General features: G+C 24.7%; 19 protein-coding genes and 1 other RNA gene. 10 read left to right on the forward strand and 10 right to left on the reverse strand.

From position 1 onward, the window contains the following. Nucleotides 1–16 precede the first annotated feature (16 nt). A complete protein-coding gene (gene dnaX / locus DD681_RS00635; protein ID WP_158341100.1) occupies nucleotides 17–1126 on the reverse strand; it encodes a DNA polymerase III subunit gamma/tau in 1110 nt (369 codons plus the stop codon). 149 nt (nucleotides 1127–1275) lie between these two features. On the opposite strand from dnaX, the gene ffs reads away from it, so the two are divergent. Then, nucleotides 1276–1373: signal recognition particle sRNA small type (gene ffs / locus DD681_RS00640), an RNA gene on the forward strand. Nucleotides 1374–1377: 4 nt separating this feature from the next. On the opposite strand, the gene DD681_RS00645 is transcribed toward ffs, so the two are convergent. Both DD681_RS00645 and DD681_RS00650 read right to left on the reverse strand, forming a co-directional pair. Continuing rightward, nucleotides 1378–3129: a SmdB family multidrug efflux ABC transporter permease/ATP-binding protein gene (locus DD681_RS00645; RefSeq protein ID WP_158341536.1), complete on the reverse strand. Its 1752-nt coding sequence runs from the start codon at nucleotides 3127–3129 to the stop codon at nucleotides 1378–1380. Nucleotides 3130–3151: 22 nt separating this feature from the next. Beyond that, the gene (locus tag DD681_RS00650; RefSeq protein ID WP_158341101.1) at nucleotides 3152–4903 is read right to left on the reverse strand and encodes a SmdA family multidrug ABC transporter permease/ATP-binding protein; all 1752 of its coding nucleotides are present in this window, start codon (nucleotides 4901–4903) and stop codon (nucleotides 3152–3154) included. Nucleotides 4904–5074: 171 nt separating this feature from the next. On the opposite strand from DD681_RS00650, the gene queC reads away from it, so the two are divergent. Continuing rightward, nucleotides 5075–5773: a 7-cyano-7-deazaguanine synthase QueC gene (gene queC / locus DD681_RS00655; RefSeq protein ID WP_158341102.1), complete on the forward strand. Its 699-nt coding sequence runs from the start codon at nucleotides 5075–5077 to the stop codon at nucleotides 5771–5773. Between the two features lie 21 nt (nucleotides 5774–5794). On the opposite strand, the gene ppiD is transcribed toward queC, so the two are convergent. The 6 genes from ppiD to DD681_RS00685 all read right to left on the reverse strand — a co-directional run bounded on the left by ppiD (nucleotide 5795) and on the right by DD681_RS00685 (nucleotide 14131). Beyond that, nucleotides 5795–7654, reverse strand: coding sequence for a peptidylprolyl isomerase (ppiD, locus tag DD681_RS00660; protein ID WP_158341103.1), 1860 nt, complete (start codon nucleotides 7652–7654; stop codon nucleotides 5795–5797). Between the two features lie 110 nt (nucleotides 7655–7764). Continuing rightward, nucleotides 7765–10101 carry an endopeptidase La gene (gene lon, locus DD681_RS00665; protein WP_158341104.1) on the reverse strand — a complete coding sequence of 779 codons (2337 nt, stop codon included), beginning with the start codon at nucleotides 10099–10101 and terminating at the stop codon, nucleotides 7765–7767. Nucleotides 10102–10282: 181 nt separating this feature from the next. Continuing rightward, complete coding sequence (gene clpX, locus DD681_RS00670) at nucleotides 10283–11554, reverse strand: ATP-dependent Clp protease ATP-binding subunit ClpX (protein ID WP_158341105.1); 1272 nt, start codon at nucleotides 11552–11554, stop codon at nucleotides 10283–10285. Between the two features lie 106 nt (nucleotides 11555–11660). Beyond that, the gene (clpP, locus tag DD681_RS00675; RefSeq protein ID WP_158341106.1) at nucleotides 11661–12251 is read right to left on the reverse strand and encodes an ATP-dependent Clp endopeptidase proteolytic subunit ClpP; all 591 of its coding nucleotides are present in this window, start codon (nucleotides 12249–12251) and stop codon (nucleotides 11661–11663) included. Nucleotides 12252–12346: 95 nt separating this feature from the next. Then, complete coding sequence (gene tig, locus DD681_RS00680) at nucleotides 12347–13642, reverse strand: trigger factor (protein ID WP_158341107.1); 1296 nt, start codon at nucleotides 13640–13642, stop codon at nucleotides 12347–12349. Nucleotides 13643–13819: 177 nt separating this feature from the next. Further along, nucleotides 13820–14131 carry a BolA/IbaG family iron-sulfur metabolism protein gene (locus tag DD681_RS00685; protein WP_158341108.1) on the reverse strand — a complete coding sequence of 104 codons (312 nt, stop codon included), beginning with the start codon at nucleotides 14129–14131 and terminating at the stop codon, nucleotides 13820–13822. A 258-nt stretch (nucleotides 14132–14389) separates the two neighbouring features. On the opposite strand from DD681_RS00685, the gene cyoA reads away from it, so the two are divergent. Genes cyoA through cyoE form a run of 5 tightly spaced genes read left to right on the forward strand, consistent with a single transcriptional unit; the run spans nucleotide 14390 to nucleotide 19103 of the window. Then, nucleotides 14390–15268 carry a ubiquinol oxidase subunit II gene (cyoA, locus tag DD681_RS00690; protein ID WP_158341109.1) on the forward strand — a complete coding sequence of 293 codons (879 nt, stop codon included), beginning with the start codon at nucleotides 14390–14392 and terminating at the stop codon, nucleotides 15266–15268. Nucleotides 15269–15307: 39 nt separating this feature from the next. Beyond that, nucleotides 15308–17287 (forward strand): cytochrome o ubiquinol oxidase subunit I, encoded by a 1980-nt coding sequence (gene cyoB, locus DD681_RS00695; RefSeq protein ID WP_158341110.1) that lies wholly within the window; start codon nucleotides 15308–15310, stop codon nucleotides 17285–17287. After that, complete coding sequence (cyoC, locus tag DD681_RS00700) at nucleotides 17284–17901, forward strand: cytochrome o ubiquinol oxidase subunit III (RefSeq protein ID WP_158341111.1); 618 nt, start codon at nucleotides 17284–17286, stop codon at nucleotides 17899–17901. The genes cyoB and cyoC overlap by 4 nt, the downstream gene beginning before the upstream one ends. Next, nucleotides 17901–18230: a cytochrome o ubiquinol oxidase subunit IV gene (cyoD, locus tag DD681_RS00705; RefSeq protein WP_158341112.1), complete on the forward strand. Its 330-nt coding sequence runs from the start codon at nucleotides 17901–17903 to the stop codon at nucleotides 18228–18230. Before cyoC ends, cyoD begins: the two co-directional genes overlap by 1 nt. An 18-nt stretch (nucleotides 18231–18248) precedes the next feature. Further along, complete coding sequence (gene cyoE / locus DD681_RS00710; RefSeq protein ID WP_158341537.1) at nucleotides 18249–19103, forward strand: heme o synthase; 855 nt, start codon at nucleotides 18249–18251, stop codon at nucleotides 19101–19103. Between the two features lie 7 nt (nucleotides 19104–19110). Here the strand turns inward: cyoE and DD681_RS00715 are convergent, their stop codons facing one another. Continuing rightward, nucleotides 19111–19467, reverse strand: a complete 357-nt coding sequence (locus DD681_RS00715) for a TusE/DsrC/DsvC family sulfur relay protein (protein WP_158341113.1) — start codon at nucleotides 19465–19467, stop codon at nucleotides 19111–19113. A gap of 44 nt (nucleotides 19468–19511) precedes the next feature. Between DD681_RS00715 and DD681_RS00720 the strand changes: the two genes are divergently transcribed. The 3 genes from DD681_RS00720 (at nucleotide 19512) to dxs (ending at nucleotide 23424) form a co-directional block, all read left to right on the forward strand. Further along, nucleotides 19512–20693, forward strand: coding sequence for an MFS transporter (locus DD681_RS00720; protein WP_261788357.1), 1182 nt, complete (start codon nucleotides 19512–19514; stop codon nucleotides 20691–20693). Between the two features lie 66 nt (nucleotides 20694–20759). Then, nucleotides 20760–21644, forward strand: a complete 885-nt coding sequence (locus DD681_RS00725) for a polyprenyl synthetase family protein (protein ID WP_158341114.1) — start codon at nucleotides 20760–20762, stop codon at nucleotides 21642–21644. A gap of 19 nt (nucleotides 21645–21663) precedes the next feature. Continuing rightward, the gene (dxs, locus tag DD681_RS00730) at nucleotides 21664–23424 is read left to right on the forward strand and encodes a 1-deoxy-D-xylulose-5-phosphate synthase (protein ID WP_158341115.1); all 1761 of its coding nucleotides are present in this window, start codon (nucleotides 21664–21666) and stop codon (nucleotides 23422–23424) included. The last annotated feature ends 40 nt before the right edge of the window (nucleotides 23425–23464 follow it).

Consider the following 23464-nt stretch of genomic DNA (forward strand, 5'->3'; position numbering starts at 1 on the left):
ATTTTTCAGTAATATTTTAAAAAATATTTTTATTTTTAATTTTTTCAATTGCTTCAAGAAAAGTCATTTCTACACCTATTTTATAACTAGGTGAAAAAATTAATTTTTTTCTTCCATTTAATAAAATTTGATAACATATTTGAATATTTTTAATATCATTATTTTCTGCTATTTTTTTTATTTCCTGTTCTTTCTCCGTATTTTGAAAAAATTTATTATTCCACGTTTTTGGGTATAATTTAATCATAGCAATATGATGCAAAAATCGTAAAACTTCTGTTAAAATATTTTCCCAATCGACTCCTATGCTACTAATTTTATTTAATAGAAATATTATTTTCCTTGAATCTTTTTTAAATAAAAATTTAGTTAATAAAAAAATATTTTTTTTGTTTGGAAGACCTAGCATTTCATTGATATTTTTTAATTTTATATAATTATAGCTTGAGTTGATAGCGTTTTCTAATAAGTTTAATGCATCTCTCATACTTCCTTGTGAATGATAAGATATTGTTTGAATAGCTTCTTTTTCATATTTAATACATTCTTCTTTTAAAATTAATACTAAAGTATGAAAAATATTGTCTTCGGAAAGTATATTTAATTGAAAGTATAAGCAACGAGATATAATTGTATCAGGTACTTTTTCAATATTTGTTGTGGCTAAAATGAACTTAATATGCTTAGGAGGTTCTTCTAAAGTTTTTAAAAGAGCATTAAAGCTATGTCGAGATAGCATGTGTACTTCGTCAATTAAATATATTTTAAATCGACTTTTAATGGGTGGGTAGTGTACGTTATCTAAAATTTCTCGCATTTCCTCTACTTTTGTACGCGAAGCGGCATCTATTTCGATAAAATCAAGACTTTTACCCTTTTCTATTTCTTGACAATTGTTACATTTTCTACATGCATTTGATGTAACTCCCATTTGACAGTTTAAACTTTTAGCGAGAATACGCGCAATTGTAGTTTTTCCTATACCTCTAGTGCCAGATAATATCCATGCATGATGAATTCTTCCAAGAGAAAATCCATTAGATATAGATTGAACAATATGTTTTTGACCGATAATATCATCAAATGATTGAGGGCGCCATTTTCTTGCTAATATTTGATAAATCATATTTTTTTCTTTTTCTGTGACTATATTATTAATATTTATAAGCTACAAATTATTTTACTTTTTTTAAATAAATTAGTTGTAAAATGCACATATAATAGATAATATATATGTATATTTTTTTTATATAAAAAAATTTAAAATGGAGCTTCTGTTAGATACCCTATTGCTGTTAAGTTGAACAACTAGTCAGGTCTGGAAAGAAGCAGCTAAATCAATCTATGCAGGCTTTTGGACATAGCTAACAGAATCTCCTAAATTATATCATTTGAAGATAATTGCATTTTATACATTTTCCAATAAAATCCTTTATTTTTTAACAAATCTTCATGTTTTCCACATTCAATGATTTTCCCTTTTTCCAAAACAACAATAAAATCTGCTGTGACTATTGTTGAAAGTCTATGAGCTATCACTACTAATGTAGATTTTTTTCTGATTTCTGATAAAGTATTTTGAATAAGTTGTTCAGTTTCTGAATCAATATTAGCTGTGGCTTCGTCTAAGATTAATATCTTAGGTTTTTGTACTAATATTCTTGCAATAGCTAATAATTGTTTTTGTCCAACAGATAAATTATTTCCTTCTTCTCCTAAAGTAGAATATATTCCATGAGGCATAGATTTTACCAAAGAATAAAGACGTACAGTTTTTAGTATTTGCCATATTTTTTTTTCAGATATTTTTCTACCCAGTGTAATATTATAAAAAAAAGTATCTGCAAGAACTATTGGATCTTGTTGTACTATTGAAATATCTTTTCGAAAAGTATTGCGACTAATAGAATCAATAGATTTATTATCTAAATATATATTTCCAGATTTTATAGAATAAAATCCCATTAAAAGGTGTGCTAATGTGCTTTTTCCACTCCCAGTGCGACCTACGAATGCAACAAAATTTTTAGATGGAATTTCTATATTAATGTTGCTAAGCGTGTTCTTTTTAGCATTTTTATAGTTAAAACTAAGGTTTTGAATATTTATTTTCCCGCTTTTTAAATTTTCTGTATTTTTCCCGTATTTTTGTTTTGGAGAATCTATTAAAGAAAATATTCTTTCTCCTGCTACAACAGCTTGTTGTAGTATAGATTGTTGGATTGTAATAGAAATTAAAGGTTCATTAAGACGACCTAAATATGTAATAAATGCATACAATATACCTACTTCGAATACACTAATAGAAAAATAATTAAATAGAAATATAAAACTACATAACATTATAGTTGATATTAAACTAAGTAATGGTCTCAATAAAAAACCATCTAATTTTAATATTTTCATGCGCGCTATATAATGTAACTCGCTACTTTGTTTTATATTTTTTTTAAATCTATTTTGTTGATTAAATTGTTGAATTACAGTTATTCCATTGATTATCTCATTAAATTTATTATTAATTTCAGCTAAATAATGCCTTACATTTCTTAATAATGGAGTACTGTAGTATTGATATACAGACATTATTAAAATGGTTATGGGTACAATAAAAATTGATATTATTGCCATGTGCCATTCAAGAGTAAACATAGCAAATAATATAATTAAAATTAATGTTATGCTACGGAAAAAAGTAGGACCAACAGTATCATATAGTTCTTTAATAACTTCAGTATCATTAGTTACTTTTGAAATTGTTTGTCCAACTGGTTGAAAATCAAATTGATTCATAGGTTGATTAAGAGCTGATTGCATAACATCGTTGCGCAATTGGTTAATGATATTAACTGCTATTTTATTAAATAAAATATTTTGAAAGTAATTAAAAAAAACAGCTATTATTTGCAATAAAATAAATGTTATTATGATAATAAATATTAACTTAATCTGCAATTGGCGCTTATATAAAATATTTTTAATAAAATAACTCATTAAAATCGGCCCTAAAACTTCAGCAATTGAAGCACCTAAAAGTAAAAAAAATGCTATTATTATTTTTTTTTTCCATTTTGCTGCATAAATAGTTAAGCGTTTTAAAATCGGCCAAAATTCTATTAAATGATCCATTCTATAAATTTCTCGCTTATTTTTAGATATCCTCAATTGATTTTTTTGATTGTTGATAACAGTACATAGATTGATACCAATTATTCTCATTAATTAATTTTTCATGATTACCTCGTTGAATAATTCTACCTTTGTGGATGACTACAATTTCATCTGCGTTTTTTAATGCAGATAGACGATGCGCTACAATTATTAAAGAATGTTGATGATTTTTTTTCCATATTTTTAAATTTTTTAAAATTTTATTTTCAGTATTTCCATCTACTGCAGATAAAGAATCATCTAGTATTAATATTTTTTTATTTAATAATAATGCTCGTGCGATAGAAATTCGTTGCTTTTGGCCGCCAGATAATATAACACCGCGTTCGCCTACTTGAGTATAATATCCTTCTGAAAAACTAATTATATCTTCATGCATATTAGCTAATTTAGCTGCTTTTTCAACGTCTTTTTGAGAAGCATTAGGATTTCCTAAACAAATATTATTATATATAGTATCTGAAAATAAAAATGTAGTTTGATTAACAATTGATATTGTATTTCTCCATTCGTCAATTTTTAGTTTTAGTAATGATAATGAATCATAAGATATTTCTCCTTTAGTGATTTTAAATTGCCTTTGAATCAATTTTAACAAGGTACTTTTACCAGATCCTGTTGGCCCGCAAATTCCTAGGGTTTGTCCTGGATAAATATTTAAATAAATGTTTTCTAGAGATGAATTTTTACTATTTGGATAGTTAAATTTATTTATATTAATAGTGATTTTTCCTAAAAGATTTTTTATTTTTTCAGTACCATCTTTTATATATAATTTTTTGTTGATAATTGAATAAATTCTATCCCATGCCGCACTGCCCCTCTCAACTATATTAAACATCCAGGCTAAAGCTAGCATTGGCCAAATCATTAATCCTAGATACATAATAAAACTTGTTAATTGGCCAATAGTAATTATATTTTTCCAAAATAACCATCCTCCTCCTGTAATAGCGAATAAATTTGAAAAAGCTACTGACAAATAAATTACTGGATCAAATCGAGCATCTATTTTAGCTACTTCCATGTTTTTCTTTCCAACTTCGTTAACTATATTATTAAATTTTTTTAATTGGTTTTTTTCTAATCCAAAAGAACGAATCATACGAATACTAGTTAATATTTCCTGTGTATGATTATTTAATAAAGAAAATGCACTTTGAGCATTTCGAAAAGTATCGTGTAATTCTTTTCCGTATTTTTTTATTAATATTGCCATAATAGGCATAGGTATAAGAGAAATGATTGTGAGTAACCAACTTATTTGTGTAATCATCACTATTAATACAGATAAACCCATAACAGTAGAATCAACTAATGTTAAAACACCTTCTCCTGCAGCAAATACAACGCGATCAACATCATTAGTGGCTCGGGATATTAAATCTCCAGTTCTATTTTTTAAAAAAAATATTTGACTTTGTTTACTTAGATAAGAATAAAATTTAACTCTTAATTCTGTAGCTAAATTATAAGATGCTCCAAATAAAAGAATTCGCCATAAACATCGCAATATGTATATAACAATAGCGATTGAAATAATTAATAAAATCCATAGTATTATTTCTGACATATCTCGTATTTTATTTTTTATAATTGAATCAATTAAGATTCCAATAATTTTAGGAGGCAATAATTGTAAAAAAGCTATTATCACTAATAATAATATTGATCCTAGATAACGTTTCCATTCTTGTATAAAATACCATTTTAATTGATTAAACAATCTCACAAAATTATCCTGAATGTAAATATTTAAATTTATTTATATATTAATATTACATGTTTTTTTTTATATTTTTAAAATTTTTTACTAAAGATATTTTTTAGTAATTATTATCTAGTATCATATAAATAGTTATTCTTAATAATTTTTAAAACTTAACAATCAAAAGAAAAAAAAATGAAAAAAGTATTGATAGTTTTTAGTGGCGGACAAGATTCGACTACTTGCTTAATACATTATTCTAATATATGTTCAGAAATTTATTGTATTACCTTTGATTATGATCAATTGCATAAATATGAGATTGATTCAGCATATTTTATATCAAAATATTTTCAAGTTAAGAAACATATATTGGTAGATACTAAATTTTTAAAAAGTATTTCTGAAAGTAGCTTAATAAATAAAAATTTATCTATTTATCACCGTCATCCTTTGAATAATACATTGCCAAGCACTTTTGTTCCTGGAAGAAATATTTTATTTTTAACATTGTCTTCTATTTATGCTTTTAATGAAAATATTGATACAGTTGTTTTAGGTGTTAATCAAGTCGATTTTTCTGGTTATCCTGATTGTAGAAATGACTTTATTAAGCATATGAATCATTCAATAGAGATAGGAATGCAGTATAAAATTACTTTTAAAACTCCTTTAATGAATTTAAACAAAGCAGAAATATGGGCTTTATCAGATTACTGGAATGCAATTCAATTTGTTCAAAAATATACAGTAACTTGCTACAAAGGCATTAAAGGAAAGGGATGTAATCAATGTCATTCGTGTATCCTAAGAAATAATGGTTTTAAAAAATGGAAATCAAATCCTTCTTATTATATGAAGCAATTAAAAGAAAAATTTAGTCTTATTGATTAAAATATTTAAATTTTAAAAAAATTAATTAAATGTTTTATTATATTTAATAATTGATTTTTCTCGGAGATCTTCAAGGATATAATGCAATGTCATGTCTGCATTATTTCTTTCTAAATATTCAAAAATAATATTTTTTTCTTCCGGAGAAAATTTTTCATCATAAACTTTTAATAGTTTAATAATTATAAAATTTTTATCTTGATCTTGATATGCAGTATAAACATTTTTTGTTTTTGTTGGATATGGCATTGAAAAGATCGTAGATACTATAGGAATAGTGTCATATCGAGATATTTTTTCGGGTTTTTTAAAATAAATTTTTTCTTGATTCAAAATGCTTTCATCTCCGTTGTTTAAATGAATCATAATTTTTTTGAGTTTTGTTTTTATTTGTTTTATGGCTTTATGTTTTTTTAATATTTTTGTAATTTTATTTTTAACATTTTCAAATTTTTGTGCTTTTTTTTCTTGGAAATCTTTAATACTTAATACAAAAGATTGATTATTTAATGTAATTAAACCAGAATGTGATTTTAGTTTTTTTGTTTTATCTAAAATATTTGAATTAAAAATAATTTTTTTTAAAATAGGATTGTTTAATTTTTTTGGTATAGAATTTTTATCGAACCAATCAGTTTCTATTGGAATAATATTAGATTGCTCAACAACTTGATTAAATTTATTAACATTTGAATTTGTAATATTAAAAACTTTTTTTTGGAGTTTATGATATATCTCTAAAGATTTTTTATATTTAATTTCATTTTTAATAATTTCAGCTACTTGATTTATTTTTTTAGGTTGTTGAGGGAATATTTCTGTTAATTTAATGATTAAAAAATTATTTTTAAACTTGATAATACCAGATACTTGATTTACTTTGTTTATATTTGCATTTTTAATTTCATCTGGCATTGAACTAATTTCTATCCATCCGATATTGCCATTTTTTTTAGAAGAAATAGGATCTATTGATTTTTCCTTAGCAATTTTCGAAAAACTTTTTCCGTTATTTAATTCTGATAATATTAATGTTGCTTCTTTTTTAGTTTTTGTTTGAATAATGCTGTACTTTCTTTTTTCTTCAATTAAATATTTATTTATATTTTTTTTATACCATTCATTAATTTCTTTAAAATCACATTTTATTTTTTTAATATCAGGTTGAAAATAAATATAGCTGATTTTAAATTTTTCGGGGACGTAAAATTTATCTTTATTTTTATTAAAATAATTATATGTTTCTGGATAACTTATTTTTTGTTGTTCGATCAAAGGATTAATTTTTAATATTGCTTTTTTGATAATTCTTTTTTGAGATAATAGTTGCATTATATTTTTTTGTTCTGCATCTAAAATAAAATTTGTTTCAGTTATGGAATGAATTAGTTTATTAGTTTTTATTTTTTTTTTGATTAAATGAATATATTCATAATTATTTAAATTTATAGATTTAAGATAGTTTAGATATTTTTTATTATTAAATTGGTGATTTTCTTGAAATTCAGGTGTTATTAATATTATTTTCTTGATCACATCGTCTGGTAAATCAAAATTAATTTTTTTTATATACTGCTCTAAAAGAACATTATCTATTATTTGAGATAATACATAATTATATGTCTTTTTTTTAAATTCGTTGTTATCACTTATTTTAAAAAAATTATCTCCTAATATTTTTTTTTGTCTCATTCTTTCTATGGAATACATATTTTTTAATGTTTCAAAACTAATTTTTTCTCCATTTACTTCTGCAACATATTCGTTTGTATTTTGATTAAGGTAATTATTTATAGTCCCAAATAATAACGATAATATAATTATTCCTAAAATAAATTTGACTACAATGTGATTTGATTGAAATTTTAAATTTTTGACCATAGCGCAATGATCCTAATTAATTTTGATGTTATTTAACATATTATTGATTTTTTAAATTATATGAAGGCTGACAATTTTTTGTCAGCCAAGTATTATTTTTTGAGTTTATATTAATTTACATAAGGCGTATTTTTTAAGGCTATATGCAAAACTTCTCTAATATGTTTGACTGGATGTATAGTTAATCCCGCAATAATATTTTTTGGTATTTCTTCTAAATTGCGTTTGTTTTCGTACGGTATTAAAACTGTTTTTATTCCGCCACGATGTGCTGCAAGTAATTTTTCTTTTAAGCCTCCAATAACCAAAACTTGTCCGCGTAATGTAATTTCTCCTGTCATAGCAAGATTAGATTTAACAGGATTTTTTGTTAAAGAGGAAACTATAGCGGTACACATTGCAATGCCTGCACTGGGGCCGTCTTTAGGAGTTGCTCCTTCAGGAACATGCACATGAATATCATGTTTTTCGTGAAAATCTTTTTTTATTCCTAATTTTTGAGCTTGAGAGCGAACTACAGTAAGTGCAGCATGAATTGATTCACGCATTACCTCTCCTAAAGAACCTGTATAGGTTAATTTTCCCTTTCCTGAAACACATGCAGTTTCAATAGTGAGTAATTCTCCTCCTACTTCTGTCCAAGCTAGTCCAATTACTTGTCCGATTTGATTTATATTATTAGTTTTTCCATAATCAAATCGTTTTATGCCTAAAAATTTTTTTAAATTGTTTCTACTTACTTCGATGTATTTTAAAGTTTTATTTAAAACTAATTTTTTTACTACTTTTCTACAGATTTTAGATATTTCCCTCTCTAAACTACGTACTCCTGCTTCTCGTGTATAATATTGAATTATATCAATGATAGCTTCGTCAGTAATTTTAAGCTCATTACTTTTTAAAGCATTTCTTTTTATTTGTTTAGGATATAAATAAGATTTAGCTATATTTAATTTTTCATTCTCTGTGTATCCAGAAAGACGAATTATTTCCATTCGATCTAACAAAGGCGCAGGAATATTCATTGAATTCGATGTTGCGACAAACATAACATCCGAAAGATCATAATCTACTTCTAGATAATGATCGTTAAAGTTTATATTTTGCTCGGGGTCTAATACCTCTAACAGAGCTGATGCAGGATCTACTCTTATATCGCAAGACATTTTGTCAATTTCGTCAAGTAAAAATAAAGGATTTTTTACTTTTATTTTTACCATTTTTTGCATTAATTTTCCAGGCATTGATCCTATATAAGTTCTTCGATGACCTCTAATTTCTGCTTCATCTCTTATTCCACCTAAAGCCATACGTATATATTTTCTACCTGTTGATCTAGCAATAGATTTTCCTAATGATGTTTTTCCAACGCCAGGTGGGCCGATCAAACATAAAATAGGACCTTTAATTTTTTTGGATCTACTTTGTACGGCTAGATATTCTAATATTCTTTCTTTGACTTTTTCTAATCCAAAATGATCAATATCAAGAATTTTTTTTGCTTTTTTTAAATCTTTTTTTATTTTTGTTTTTGTTGACCATGGAACTTGTATCATCCATTCGATATAGCTTCGAACTACTGTAGCTTCTGCTGACATTGGAGACATCATTTTTAATTTTTGCAATTCTGATTCAGTCTTTTCTCTTGCTTCTTTCGGCATTTTTGAAGATTTTATTTTATTTTTTAAAAGTTTATTTTCATCTGGAATTTCATCCATTTCTCCTAATTCTTTTTGAATTGCCTTTATTTGTTCATTTAAATAATACTCTCTTTGACTTTTTTCCATTTGTTTTTTAACGCGATTTCTAATTCTTTTTTCTACTTTTAACAAATCTATTTCTGTTTCCATGATAGTCATTAAAAACTCTAGTCTTTTATTAATATTGTTTATTTCAAGAACTGATTGTTTGTCATTTAATTTTAATGGCATATGGGCAGCAATAGTATCTGCTAATTTTTCCGGATTTTTTATATTATGGAGAGTATTTAATATTTCTAATGGAATTTTTTTATTAAATTTGATATAAGATTCGAATTGGTTTATTGTTGTTCGAATTAATACTTCTTGGTCTTTATTTAATACAGAAGGAGAAATCATTAATTCTACTTCTCCAAAAAAATGATCTCCACTGTTAGTAATGTTCTTAAGACAAGCGCGTTGCAAGCCTTCTACTAGAACTTTTACAGTTCCATCAGGCAATTTTAACATTTGTAAAATTAAGCTAATTGTTCCTATGTTAAATAAATCTTTTTCGTTTGGTTCGTCTTTTGACGCTTCTTTTTGTGCGATCAACATAATTTTTTTATCGTTATTCATAGATGTTTCAATGCACTTAATTGATTTTTTTCGACCTACAAATAACGGGATAACCATATGAGGATATACGACTACATCTCTTAATGGTAAAACGGGAATTTTAATGCGTTCAGAACGCTCAGAATTCATAGAGCTCTCTCTTAAGTTGAATTTCCGCTATCTAATATTTTTTTTAAAACTGTAATTTAAATATACAGTTATCTTTATAATCAAGACGAATGTATCAATTTCTTGACATTTAATGTTAAGTATTTAATAAATTTAAGGTGAATTCCTTTTGAAATTAATTGAAAATTTTTTTATTTACTCGTTAAATGCTTTTTGTAATTTTTTTTTCAAATATTATTTTTGGTAATGATTTTTCATGTATAACTGATTCATCAATAAATATTTTTTCTACGTTTTTCATAGACGGTAATTCGTACATAATATTTAATAAAACATCTTCTAAAACTGATCTTAATCCTCTAGCGCCTATTTTTTTGGATATTGCTTTTTTTGCAATAGCAACAATAGCATTTTTATTAAATTCTAATTCAATTTCTTTAAATTTAAAAAGAGTTTGATATTGTTTGATTAGAGCGTTTTTAGGTTCGCATAAAACTTTAATAAAAGCTTTTTCATTTAATTCATTTAGTATAGTTATTATAGGCAATCGGCTAATAAATTCAGGAATTAATCCAAATTTAATTAAATCTTTTGGCTCTACTTTTTTTAATAAAAATTTTTCTGATACTTTATTTTCATTATTTTTCATTTTAGCATTAAAACCAATTTCTGTTCCTGAATTAATTCTTTTAGAAATAATTCTTGATAATCCTGAAAATGCTCCTGCGCATATAAATAAAATGTTTGAGGTATCAACTTGTAAAAATTCTTGTTGTGGATGTTTTCTACCACCTTGAGGTGGTATTGAAGCAATAGTTCCTTCAATAAGTTTTAATAGTGCTTGCTGAACTCCTTCTCCAGACACATCTCTGGTTATGGAGGGATTATCTGATTTCCTTGAAATTTTGTCTATTTCATCTATGTATACAATGCCTAATTCTGCTTTTTTTACATTATATTCACATTTTTGTAATAATTTTTGTATGACATTTTCAACATCTTCTCCGACATATCCCGCTTCTGTTAATGTGGTAGCATCAGCAATACTAAAAGGAACATTTAACATTTTTGCCAGACTTTCTGCTAATAAAGTTTTTCCACTACCTGTAGGTCCAATTAATAAAATATTACTTTTTCCTAATTCGATTTTATCTGATTCTTTGTCAATATTTCGAAGACGTTGGTAATGATTGTAAACAGCAACAGATAATATTTTTTTTGTATGGTTTTGACCTATTACATAATGATCAAGATGTTTTTTTATTTCCCGAGGTGTAGGTAAATCATTTAATTCATGATTTTTTAAGTTTTTATTAGTTTTGATATCTTTGATAATACTATTGCATAATTTTATGCATTCGTCGCATATATATACTTTTGGTCCAGCTATTAATTTTTTAACTTCTTTTTGATTTTTTCCGCAAAAAGAACAATGAAGTAATTTTTTAGAATCGTCTTTACTCTTGTCTGCCATGATTTAGCCTCTTTTTTATATTATCAATTTTTTTGAGCAAATAGATTCTATCAATTCATTAAAACACTTTTAATCAATGGAACATCTAAATAAATATTCCACTGTTTTAACGTTGTGTGAGAATAGAATCAACTAGTCCATATCGAATTGATTCTTCTGCTGAAAAAAAGCAATCACGTTCGGTATCTTTATTAATTTTTTTTATAGATTGACCTGTATGTAAAGACATTAACTGATTTAATTTTATTTTCATTTTCATTATTTCTTGCGCATGAATAGCAATATCTGATGCTTGTCCTTGGTAACCACCTAGTGGTTGATGAATCATTACTCTTGAATTCGGTAAACAATATCTTTTGCCTTTAGTTCCAGAAGCTAATAAAAATGCTGCCATTGAACATGATTGTCCTATACAAATAGTATTAATATCTGGTTTAATAAATTGCATTGTATCGTAAATAGACATTCCTGAGCTAATTATTCCTCCTGGAGAATTAATATATAAAAATATATCTTTTTTTGTATTTTCTGCTTCTAAAAAAAGCATCTGAGCAATAATAGTATTTGCCATGGTATCCTTAATTGGACCAGTCATAAAAATTATTCTTTCTTTTAACAGCCTCGAATAAATATCATATGAACGCTCTCCCCTTGAATGTTGTTCGATTACCATTGGGATTAGTACTGAATTAGACATTTTTAAAATTTCTCTATTTGTTGATAGATAAAATATGGCATTTTAAAACAACTTATGCAGTAAATTTAATTTGTATAATTAAAAGTTTATTAAATTTACGCAAGAAATTCTTTATTTTTATTCCATTTGTAATTTTTAATTTCATTAAAAGTTAAATTTTTCTCTATAGTTTTAATTTTTTTTGTTAAAAGCTGTATTATTTCATTTTCTAGTGCCAATTGTTCTATTGTTTTTTTTAGAGTTTTATTTTTATTGTATAGATTAACAATTTCTAAAGGTCTTTTATAGTTTAAAGATATTTGGTGTATTAATGATTGAATTTGACTTTCTTGAATAGATATTTTATTTTCAGTTATTATCTGATCGAAAATTAACTTAATTTTTAATCTTTTTTCAGCTAATGATTTAAGATTTAAATGATACTTTTGATCTAATATATTATCTTTTTTTCTTTCATATTCTTCAATATTTTTATTATATAAAAAATTTATTTCTTCTTTTAATAATATAGGTGGTATTTTTATTGGATTTTTTTTTATTACATTTTCTATAATTTGACTTTTAAAATAGTTATTAGTTAATATTTTTACTTTTTCTTTAATTTTATTTTTTAAAGTTTTTTGATTGTTTTTGAAAAAATTATCATTTTTTATTTTTTCTATTATTTCTTCTTTTTCTTTTATTTCTAGTATTTTAATTTTAAGTGTAACATCTTTATTACATAGTTCTTTATCAGGGTGAAATGCTGAAAAATTTAATTTTAAAAAAATAATATCGCCTACAAAATGATTTAAAACTTTTGTATTAAGTTCTGCGATTAGGTTGTTTTGTAGCACTATAAATTGAATATTTTCAGAATCAATTTTTTTTATTCTTACGTTGTTTTCATATATACAATAATTAATCGTAATTTGATCATATTTTTTTATTGATCTATTTGTTTTTTTCCACTTATTTTTTTTTAATATAAGTTCTTTTATATCATTATCTGTTATATTAACGTTAATTTTTTCAATTTGGATGTGATTTATATTTTTTATTTTAAAATATGGATACTCTTCATAAATTACTGAATATTCTAAGTCGTTTTTTGTATCTTTGTCTGGATGTATAAAATATTTAGGTATACCAATTATTTTTATTTTTTCTTTCTGCAAGAATTCTTGAAAAAATTTTTGCATTAGTTTATTAAATACATCATAATATATAGTATTACCATATTTTTTTTCTATAATTTTAATAGGAACTTTTCCTTTTCGGAATCCGTTAATACTGGTTTTTTGATTAATTTTAGTACATTTTTCAATAAATTTTTTATTTACTATTGCTCTTGGAATATTGATTCTAACACGATGACCTACATCTTTGTTTTTTTCCATAAAAAATTTCATCTTATTACCTCAAACAGTTTTTTATTAGTGTACTTTAGAGATTTTGTGCTTTTTTTTGATTTAGAAGTTTTTTACAAAATTTTTTATAATTTTATTTGTTTAGATTTCATTTTCCAAAGATACTATACTTAATTATTTAAGTGTGATTTTTTAAAGCGAATGAGAGTATGTGAAATTTTAATTAATTTTTATACATTTTGTTGATTTAAAATCAATTTTTTTTTTGATATTCCACTCATTTAAAGTGTAAGTATACAATGTAATAGAATATATTTTTTTTTTGTTTATTTTTTTTAAATGTTCAAATATCATTTGATGTCTTAGAACATAATTTTTATTCAGAAAGTCATCACTGACAATAATTATTTTTATATGTGTTAAAATATTTTGATTATATATTCTATTGTGGAATTTACTATCATCAAAAATTTTAAAAAAATATGTTTTTACATTATCTTTTAGGTAGTTTTCTATTTTTTTTAAACTCATAAGATTTTTTTTGATTTTTTTGTTAATTTAAGTAAGGAAAAAATTTTTTAAAAATATTTTACTAATATTTATAGAAATTAGTTCTTTGGGTGAAATGTATTTTTAATTTTAAATTTTATCAATTTTTAAGATATAATTCAATTATTTCGCAGATTATTGATTTTAAAAAAAATAATGATTTTATATTTATGAAAATTAATTGAGAGAAATTTCTTATAAAAATCTTTAATAATAAATCAATATATTTGAGGTTATCAAATGATATATATGAATTTAAATAATTTTTTTAAGGGATTTTTATTAATATTAATTTCTTTTATACTTCATGGATGTAATAGTTTTACATTATTTAATCCTCGTGGTTTAATTGCTGCGCAGGAATCTTCATTAATATTAATAGCTTTTTTAATGATGTTACTTATTATTATTCCCGTTATTTTTATGACTATATATTTTTCAGTAAAATATCGTTCTAATAATAAAAATCAAATATATAAACCAAATTGGTGTGATTCTAGAACAATTGAAACTATAGTATGGATTGTTCCAATTTTAATCGTTTCTTTTTTAGGATTTTTAACTTGGAATTATAGTCATACATTAGATCCTAAAAAACCTATATATTCTAATTATCAACCCTTAACGATAGATGTAGTTGCATTAGATTGGAGATGGTTATTTATTTATCCAGAATATCATATAGCTACTATTAATGAAATCGCATTTCCCACAAATCGTCCAATAGTTTTTCATATTACTTCGCATTCTGTTATGAACTCTTTTTTTATTCCGTCTCTTGGTAGTCAAGTGTATGCTATGCCTGGTATGTTGACTACATTAAATTTAATTTCTAGTTCTCCGGGAAAATATCGAGGAATATCATCTAATTATAGCGGAAGAGGTTTTTCTAATATGAAATTTGTTGTTTCATCTTTACCAGATGTAAAAAGTTTTTTAAATTGGATTGAAAAAATTAAAAATTCACCTAATCAATTAAATACATTTGAATCCTTTAAAAAGTTAGCATTGCCGAATGAAAATTATTTTATAGAATATTTTTCTGACGTTCATAGAAAATTGTTTAATAAAATAGTTGATCGAACTATTTTAAATAAAGTTTTAATTTGCAAGCATTAAGGATTTTAATTTAATTTTTTTAAAATGGAGAAAGAAATAATGTTTGGAAATCTAACATTAAATGCTATACCTTATCATGAGCCAATTATCATGGTAACTTATATTGGAATTATTTTGATTGCTTTATCTATTGCATTTAGTATTACTTATTATAAGAAATGGAAATATTTATGGCATGAATGGATTACTACAGTAGATCATAAGAAAATATCTATTATGTATATTGTTCTGGCAGCTATTATGTTGTTTCGAGGTTTTGCCGATGCAATATTAATGCGAACGCAACAAGTTATTGCGTCTTCTGGTCACGCAGGTTTTTTGCCGCCTCATCATTATGATCAAATTTTTACTGCCCATGGTGTAATAATGATTTTTTTTGTGGCTATGCCTCTTGTTATCGGCTTGATGAATTTAGTTGTTCCTTTGCAAATTGGTGCACGTGATGTCGCTTTTCCTTTTTTAAATAATTTAAGTTTTTGGTTAAATGCAAGCAGTGCTGTATTGCTTACTTTATCTTTAGGCATAGGTGAATTTGCACAAACAGGATGGTTAGCGTATCCTCCATTATCCAGCATTCAATATAGTCCAGGTGTGGGGGTAGATTATTGGATTTGGAGCTTACAGATTTCTGGTATTGGAACGACTTTAACTGGAATTAATTTTTTAGTTACTATTTTAAAAATGCGTGCCCCTGGAATTAATTTTTTTAAGATGCCTGTTTTTACCTGGGCATCTTTATGCACTAATATTCTGATTATTATATCTTTTCCAGTATTAGCTATAACGCTCTTATTATTAACTTTAGATCGTTATTTTAATTTTCATTTTTTCACTGATAGTTTGGGTGGAAATTCTATGCTTTACGTTAATTTAATATGGATTTGGGGTCATCCGGAGGTTTATATTTTAGTTTTACCGGTATTTGGAGTTTTTTCTGAAGTAGTAGCTACTTTTTCTAAAAAACGTTTGTTTGGTTATATTTCTTTGGTTTGGGCAACTTTAGCAATTACTATTTTATCTTTTATTGTGTGGTTGCATCATTTTTTTACTATGGGCGCCGGAGCTAATGTTAACGCTTTTTTCGGTATTACTACTATGATTATAGCTATTCCTACTGGAGTAAAAATATTTAATTGGTTATTTACAATGTATCAAGGTCGCATATATATGCATTCTTCAATGTTATGGACGATAGGTTTTTTAATAACATTTTCTATTGGAGGTATGACTGGTGTCTTATTATCTATTCCTCCAGTTGACTTTGTTTTGCATAATAGCTTATTTTTAGTAGCTCATTTCCATAATGTAATCATTGGTGGTGTTGTTTTTGGTTGTTTTTCTGGTATTAATTACTGGTTTCCTAAGGCTTTTGGTTTTCTTTTAAATGAAAAATGGGGAAAACGTGCGTTTTGGTTTTGGATAATTGGTTTTTTTACTTCCTTTATGCCATTGTATTTTTTAGGTTTTATGGGAATGACGCGTCGCTTAAGTCAAAATATTAACTTGGAATTTCACCCGTTATTGTGTATTGCAGCAGTTGGAGCTATTTTTATTGGTGTAGGAATTTTATGCCAAATAATACAATTTTGGATTTCTATAAAAGAACGTCATAATAATATTGATATTACCGGCGATCCATGGGATGGCAGAACTTTAGAGTGGTCTACTTCTTCTCCTGCTCCTGTGTATAATTTCGCTATTATTCCAAATGTTAAAAATAAAGATGAATTTTGGGAATCTAAGATTAATAAAAAAGAAAAAAAAGAAATCAAATATGATAACATTTTTATGCCCAAAAATACTGGATTAGGTTTTTTTATTAGTTTTTTTTCATTATTATTTGGTTTTTCAGCAGTTTGGAGAATTACTTGGCTATTAATATTTAGTTTATTCGCAATTATAATTTCTCTAATTAATTTTAGTTTAGACGAAAAAGATGAATATATGATTTCCAAAGAAGATGTTACAGATATAGAAAACAAACATTTAGATAATCTTCGAAAAGCAGGTTTAAAATGATAGAAAGAAAAATTAAAGAGGAAACTTTTGACGTTCATTTAAATGATAAAAAATATTATTTAAATAGTAAAAAATTATTTGGTTTATGGATATACTTGATGAGTGATTGTATTTTTTTTGCTGTTTTATTTTCTGTATATGCCATAAATACTTTTCACTTTCCAAAATATTTATTAATTGATAATTTTTTTAATTTGCCTTCTGTATTTTTAGAAACTTTTATTTTGTTATTAAGTTCATTATCTTGCGGAATGATTATAATAGAAAAAAATAAAAAAAATATAAAAATGATTTATTTGTATTTAATAATAACTTTTTTATTAGGTCTTGTTTTTCTGTCAATAGAAATTAATGAATTTTATGAACTTATTAAACAAAATTATGGTCCTACTAAACATGCTTTCTTTTCTTCTTTTTTTGCTTTAATAGGAATGCATGGTATTCATATTAGTATTGGTTTGGTTTGGATAGTATCAATGATTTATCAATTATTACGATTAGGACTAACGAATAATATTCAAACTAGATTGCTGTGTTTTAGCTTATTTTGGCATTTTTTGGATATTATATGGATTTGTATTTTTACTTTTGTTTATTTAAATGGAGTTATTTAATGAATTTTTGTAACTATAAAAATAAAAATTATAACAAAGAAACTAAATCTTATATAGTTGCTTTTTTATTATCTTTAATATTAACTATTATTCCATTTTTATCTGTTAAGATTCATTTTTTTGATATAAAAATAAATTATTTTATAATTATTTTTTCAGCATTAATTCAAATTATAGTTCATTTTCTATATTTTTTACATCTACCTGATTCATCCAATGACTACTGGAATTTAATGTCATTATTATTTTCATTGATTATAATTTTTATTATCGTATTTGGGTCTATATGGGTTATGTATAATTTAAATCATCATGTTGTATTTTCTTAAAAATATTTCACCATGTATATTTTAAAGTATTTTTTTGAAATAATTAAGCCTCGTATTGTTATTGGCAATTTAATTTCATTAATAGGTTCATTTTTATTTGCTTCTCGCAATTTCTTTGATATTTTTTTATTTTTATGGACTGTTCTAGGTGTTTTTTTAATCATTTCTTCAAGTTGTATTTTTAATAATATAATTGATATTGATATAGATAAAAAAATGAATAGAACAAAAAGTAGATTATTAATTCGGAAAACATTCAATCCTATATTAATATCGATTCTAGGGTTATTGATGGGATGTTTAGGAGTTTTAATTTTAGGTTGTTTAGTTAATTTTTTATCGATGTTTTTATCTATTTTAGGTTTTATTATTTATGTGTTTTTATATACTCTATTATCTAAAAAATATACTATGTATTCAACGTTTATCGGAAGTTTTTCTGGTTCTATTCCTTCGGTAATTGGGTATACTGCAGTTAACAACACTTTTGATGTATTTTGTTTTTTATTATTTATTATCTTTATTTTTTGGCAAATGTCTCATTTTTATGCTATTGCAATTTATCATATTCATGATTATAAAAAAGCTAATATACCTTTATTTCCAATAGTTAAAGGTATTTTAGTAGCGAAAAAGCATATTTTTTTCTATATAATTGGTTTTATTTTTTTTATTATAATAGCAACTTTTTTAGGTTACTTTAGTTACTTATTTCTTTTTTTATCTTCAATTATTAATTTTTATTGGTTATATATTTCGTATTTAAGTATTAAAGAAAAAAATGATAGGAAGTTTTCTAGAGAGTTATTTCTTTTATCTATTATTGTAATAATGTTATTTAATATTTTAATGTCAATAAATTTTATTTTTTAGAAAAATATCATAAGCATTGTGAAGGTTTTGGGATTCCAGCTATTTTGCTTGCCTGTTCTGCTGGTCCTTTAGGAAATAGTTTAAATAAATAAATACTGTTAATTTTTTTTCCCTCTATTTCTTTTTCAATGCTTTTAAGAAGCATTCTCATAGATGGTGCAATTTTGAATTTTAAATAAAAATTTCGTATAAAGATTATTATTTTCCAATGATCATTTTTTAGGCAAATATTTTCTTTTTTTGCGATTTTTTTTGCTACCATTATATTCCAATCTTGAATATTTTTTAGATATCCTTCTGAAGTTATTTCAATTGTATTAGATAATTTATAAAAGTTTTTATTGAAATTTTTTTTCGTAATCATAAATATTATTAGCATTTAAAAAAATTAATAAAATAGAATAAAATATGAAAAATTATAAAATGAATTTTATGGAATTGCAAGTTACAACAAGTTTATGCTTAGTTTTTTTATTGCGTATGTTAGGAGTTTTTTCTGTTCTTCCTATTTTAAGCAAATACGCTTTATTATTGAATGATAGTAATAAGTTTTTAGTAGGTATATCCATTGGTATTTATGGATTTTCTCAAGTAATATTTCAGATTCCATTTGGATTTTTATCTGATAAATTTAGTAAAAAAAAAATAATTATTTTAGGTCTTTTAATGTTTTTTATTGGAAGTATTATATCTTCTGTTACTTATTCAATTTGGGGTTTAATAATTGGAAGAGCTATACAAGGTTCTGCAGCAATATCTGGTGTTTCTATGGCATTGCTTTCCGATTTAATTCGCAAAAAAAATCACGTCAAAGCTATTTCAGCTATAGGAGTAAGTTTTGCAATATCTTTTCTCATCTCTATTGTTTGTGGGCCATTAGTTGTACAGGTTTTTAATTTTTCTTCAATTTTTTGGTTTGCCTCTATTTTTTGTATTTTTTGTATTTTTATTATTTTTAAAATGATTCCAAATTATAGTAAAAAAATATCTACAAACGATTTATCGTTTTTCTGTAAAAAAAGAATTAAATATATCTTTTCTGCGAAATTTTTTAAATTTTATTTAAATATTTTTTTTCTTCATTTTATTTTAACAATGAATTTTTTATTTATACCGCGTTTTTTTGAATTATTTGGTCTTGCATTTGACTATCATTGGATAGTTTATTTAATAAATATATTAATTTCATTTTTCGTTTTATTTTTGATGTTTTTTTGCGTAAGAAATCAATTTTTTTTAAAATATGTTGTTGAAATATCTATTTTTTTTATTTTCTTTTCATCAATAACTTTTTTATTATCAATATTTTTTAAAAATCACTTATTTTTTTTAATATTAGCTTTACAAATTTTTTTTATTTCTTTTAATTTTTTAGAAGTTATTTTGCCTGCAAACTTAAGTCAAAAAGCTTGTCTTGATTATAAAGGAAGTATCATGAGCATCTATTCAACAAGTCAATTTTTAGGTATATTTTTTGGAGGTGTATTAAATGGCTTTTTATCTAACTTTCTAAATATTTTTGGTATTTTCATATTTCAAATATTTTTCGTTTTTTTATGGTTAATTTTTAATCTTTTTTATAGAAAATAGTTTTTTTATAGTATAATGATTAGTAAAATAATTTTTTCAAAATACATTATATATTAGGAATAATAAATGAAATTTTCTAATTTATACGATTCTTATCAAAATCGTATAAATGTAAAGTTATTTAGACTATTAAATGCGCTTCCTTTTAGAAATTCTATTCTTTTAAAAGCTATGAAATATAGTACTCTTTCAGGTGGCAAGAGATTACGTGCATGTTTAATATATGTTGTTGGAAAAATTTTTAACGTTAATATTATTACCTTGGATGTTATTGCTTCAGTAATTGAGTTAATTCATTCGTATTCTTTAATTCATGATGATCTACCATGCATTGATAATGATTATTTTCGAAGAGGTAAGATTGCTTGTCATGTAAAATATGGTCAAAATTTTTCTTTATTAGCTGGCGACGCTCTTCAAAGTTTAGCTTTTAATATCTTATCAAGCTATATTATGCCAGGCATAAAAAATTGTGTACGATTAAAAATGATTTCTGAACTTTCTAATGCTATAGGATCGTCAGGAATGTGTTTTGGTCAAACCTTGGATTTGGAAAAAAAGAAAAATGAAATAAATTTATTAGAGTTAGAAAAAATTAATTTATATAAAACAGCATTTTTAATTAGGTCTTCGGTGCGTTTAGTACTGTTAGCTTCTAATTTTTTTTCTAAAAATATTTTGTTTATTCTAGATCGCTTCTCTATTTCTATTGGTTTAGCTTTTCAAATTCAAGATGACATTTTTGATATAAAAAATGATATAAAAAAAATAAAGAAAAAAAATAAAAAAAAAAATACATATCCATTATTAATAGGATTAAAAAATTCTGAGAAAAAAGTAGAAAAATTATATAAAGAAGCATTTTCTATATTATTTCTTTTAAAAGAAAAATCTTTTAATATTGATACATTAGAGTTATTTTTAGAATTTATAATTAAACGCTGTGAATAAGTTTAATAATGAGTTACTAATGAATTTTAATACTAAAAAATATCCAATTTTATCTTTTGCTAATTCGGTAAAGAATTTGCGATTATTACCAACTACAAAATTACCTCAACTGTGCAAGGAATTAAGAAAATACTTATTAGACGTTATTTCTATTTCTCATGGTCATCTTGCATCTGGATTAGGCGTTGTTGAAATTACAGTAGCTTTGCATTACATTTATAATACACCATTTGATAATTTATTATGGGATATAGGACATCAATCTTATCCACATAAAATATTAACCGGAAGAGCAAAAAAAATAATAAGCATTAGAAAAAAAAATGGTTTACATCCATTTCCGCATCGAGAAGAGAGTCAATATGATATTTTAAGCGTTGGGCACGCTTCAACTTCAATTAGTGCAGGATTAGGACTTTCAGTTGGAGCTAAAAAAGAAGGAAAAAATAGAAAAACTATTTGTATTATTGGGGATGGAGCTATAACTGCTGGTATGGCTTTTGAAGCTATGAATCATGCTGGTCAAATACAACCTGACTTATTAGTTATATTAAATGATAATCAAATGTCTATTTCTAAAAATACAGGAGCTTTAAATAAACATTTAAAATTTTTAAGAAAATTTAAAAAAAATAATTTTTTTTTAACTCAATCAATATTTGAAAATTTAGGATTTGAATATTTAGGTCCCTTTGATGGACATAACGTTTTAAATTTAATTAATATTTTTAAAAAAATAAAAGTTAACAAAGGTATTTTTTTATTACATTTAGTTACTAAAAAGGGCAAAGGTTATCTTCCTGCAGAATTAGATCCAATTAAGTGGCATTCTGTTCCTCAGTCACTCTGCTTGTCTTCGAAAAATGTTAGTTATTCAGATGTTTTTGGTTCTTGGCTTTGCGAAGTAGCGAGATATGATAAAAAATTAATAGCTATTACACCTGCTATGTGCGAAGGCTCTGGTATGTTAAATTTTTCTCGTCTTTTTCCAAATCAATATTTTGATGTTGCGATTGCAGAGCAGCATGCAGTTACTTTCGCAGCTGGATTAGCTATTGCAGGATATAAACCAGTTGTTTCGATTTATTCTACGTTTTTACAACGTGCTTATGATCAAATAATACACGATGTAGCTTTTCAAAAGTTATCTATTTTATTTGCTATTGATAGAGCAGGTGTAGTTGGTAATGATGGTCCAACACATCAAGGTATTTTTGATTTAGCTTATTTAAGATGTATTCCTGGAATTATTATTATGACTCCAAGCAATGAAAATGAGTGTAGACAAATGTTATACACTGGTTATATGTACAAAGGTGGTCCTAGTTTTGTACGGTACCCTAAGGGTAATGGTATTGGTGTTTCTTTAGCGCCAATGAATTTAATTCCATTAGGAAAGTCTGTTATAAAACGAATTGGTTATAAAATTGCTATTTTAAACTTTGGAGTTTTATTGAAAGAGGCTTTAAAAGTAGCGAATAATTTAAATACAACATTAGTCGATATGCGTTTTGTAAAACCATTAGATACAAGTATACTTTTAAAAGTATCATCTGAATATGAGTTTTTAGTAACTGTTGAAGAAGGTGTTATTTCAGGTGGTGCCGGAAGTTCTGTGAACGAATTTATTATGATGAATAAAATTTTAGTTCCAGTATTAAATATTGGACTACCAGATGTATTCCTCGCGCAGGGCAGCCAAAAAGAAATTAGACATGATTATCAATTAGATGCAGAAGGGATGGAAAAAAAAATATTTTCTTGGTTATCAGATTTTTGAAATACCAGTAAATAATTTTATTAATTATTAAAAAAATATT

The sequence above is a fragment of the Buchnera aphidicola (Melanaphis sacchari) genome (assembly GCF_003096055.1).
Taxonomy (GTDB): Bacteria; Pseudomonadota; Gammaproteobacteria; order Enterobacterales; family Enterobacteriaceae; genus Buchnera; species Buchnera aphidicola_P.

Coding starts and splice junctions, on each gene's coding strand:
- DD681_RS00645 (WP_158341536.1), bottom strand. CDS start 3,129: ATGGATCATTTAATAGAATTTTGGCCGATTTTAAAACGCTTAACTATT.
- ppiD (WP_158341103.1), bottom strand. CDS start 7,654: ATGGTCAAAAATTTAAAATTTCAATCAAATCACATTGTAGTCAAATTT.
- queC (WP_158341102.1), top strand. CDS start 5,075: ATGAAAAAAGTATTGATAGTTTTTAGTGGCGGACAAGATTCGACTACT.
- DD681_RS00715 (WP_158341113.1), bottom strand. CDS start 19,467: ATGATTACGAAAAAAAATTTCAATAAAAACTTTTATAAATTATCTAAT.
- tig (WP_158341107.1), bottom strand. CDS start 13,642: ATGAAATTTTTTATGGAAAAAAACAAAGATGTAGGTCATCGTGTTAGA.
- dnaX (WP_158341100.1), bottom strand. CDS start 1,126: ATGATTTATCAAATATTAGCAAGAAAATGGCGCCCTCAATCATTTGAT.
- DD681_RS00720 (WP_261788357.1), top strand. CDS start 19,512: ATGAAAAATTATAAAATGAATTTTATGGAATTGCAAGTTACAACAAGT.
- cyoA (WP_158341109.1), top strand. CDS start 14,390: ATGATATATATGAATTTAAATAATTTTTTTAAGGGATTTTTATTAATA.
- cyoB (WP_158341110.1), top strand. CDS start 15,308: ATGTTTGGAAATCTAACATTAAATGCTATACCTTATCATGAGCCAATT.
- cyoC (WP_158341111.1), top strand. CDS start 17,284: ATGATAGAAAGAAAAATTAAAGAGGAAACTTTTGACGTTCATTTAAAT.
- cyoD (WP_158341112.1), top strand. CDS start 17,901: ATGAATTTTTGTAACTATAAAAATAAAAATTATAACAAAGAAACTAAA.
- DD681_RS00685 (WP_158341108.1), bottom strand. CDS start 14,131: ATGAGTTTAAAAAAAATAGAAAACTACCTAAAAGATAATGTAAAAACA.
- clpX (WP_158341105.1), bottom strand. CDS start 11,554: ATGGCAGACAAGAGTAAAGACGATTCTAAAAAATTACTTCATTGTTCT.
- clpP (WP_158341106.1), bottom strand. CDS start 12,251: ATGTCTAATTCAGTACTAATCCCAATGGTAATCGAACAACATTCAAGG.
- lon (WP_158341104.1), bottom strand. CDS start 10,101: ATGAATTCTGAGCGTTCTGAACGCATTAAAATTCCCGTTTTACCATTA.
- dxs (WP_158341115.1), top strand. CDS start 21,664: ATGAATTTTAATACTAAAAAATATCCAATTTTATCTTTTGCTAATTCG.
- DD681_RS00725 (WP_158341114.1), top strand. CDS start 20,760: ATGAAATTTTCTAATTTATACGATTCTTATCAAAATCGTATAAATGTA.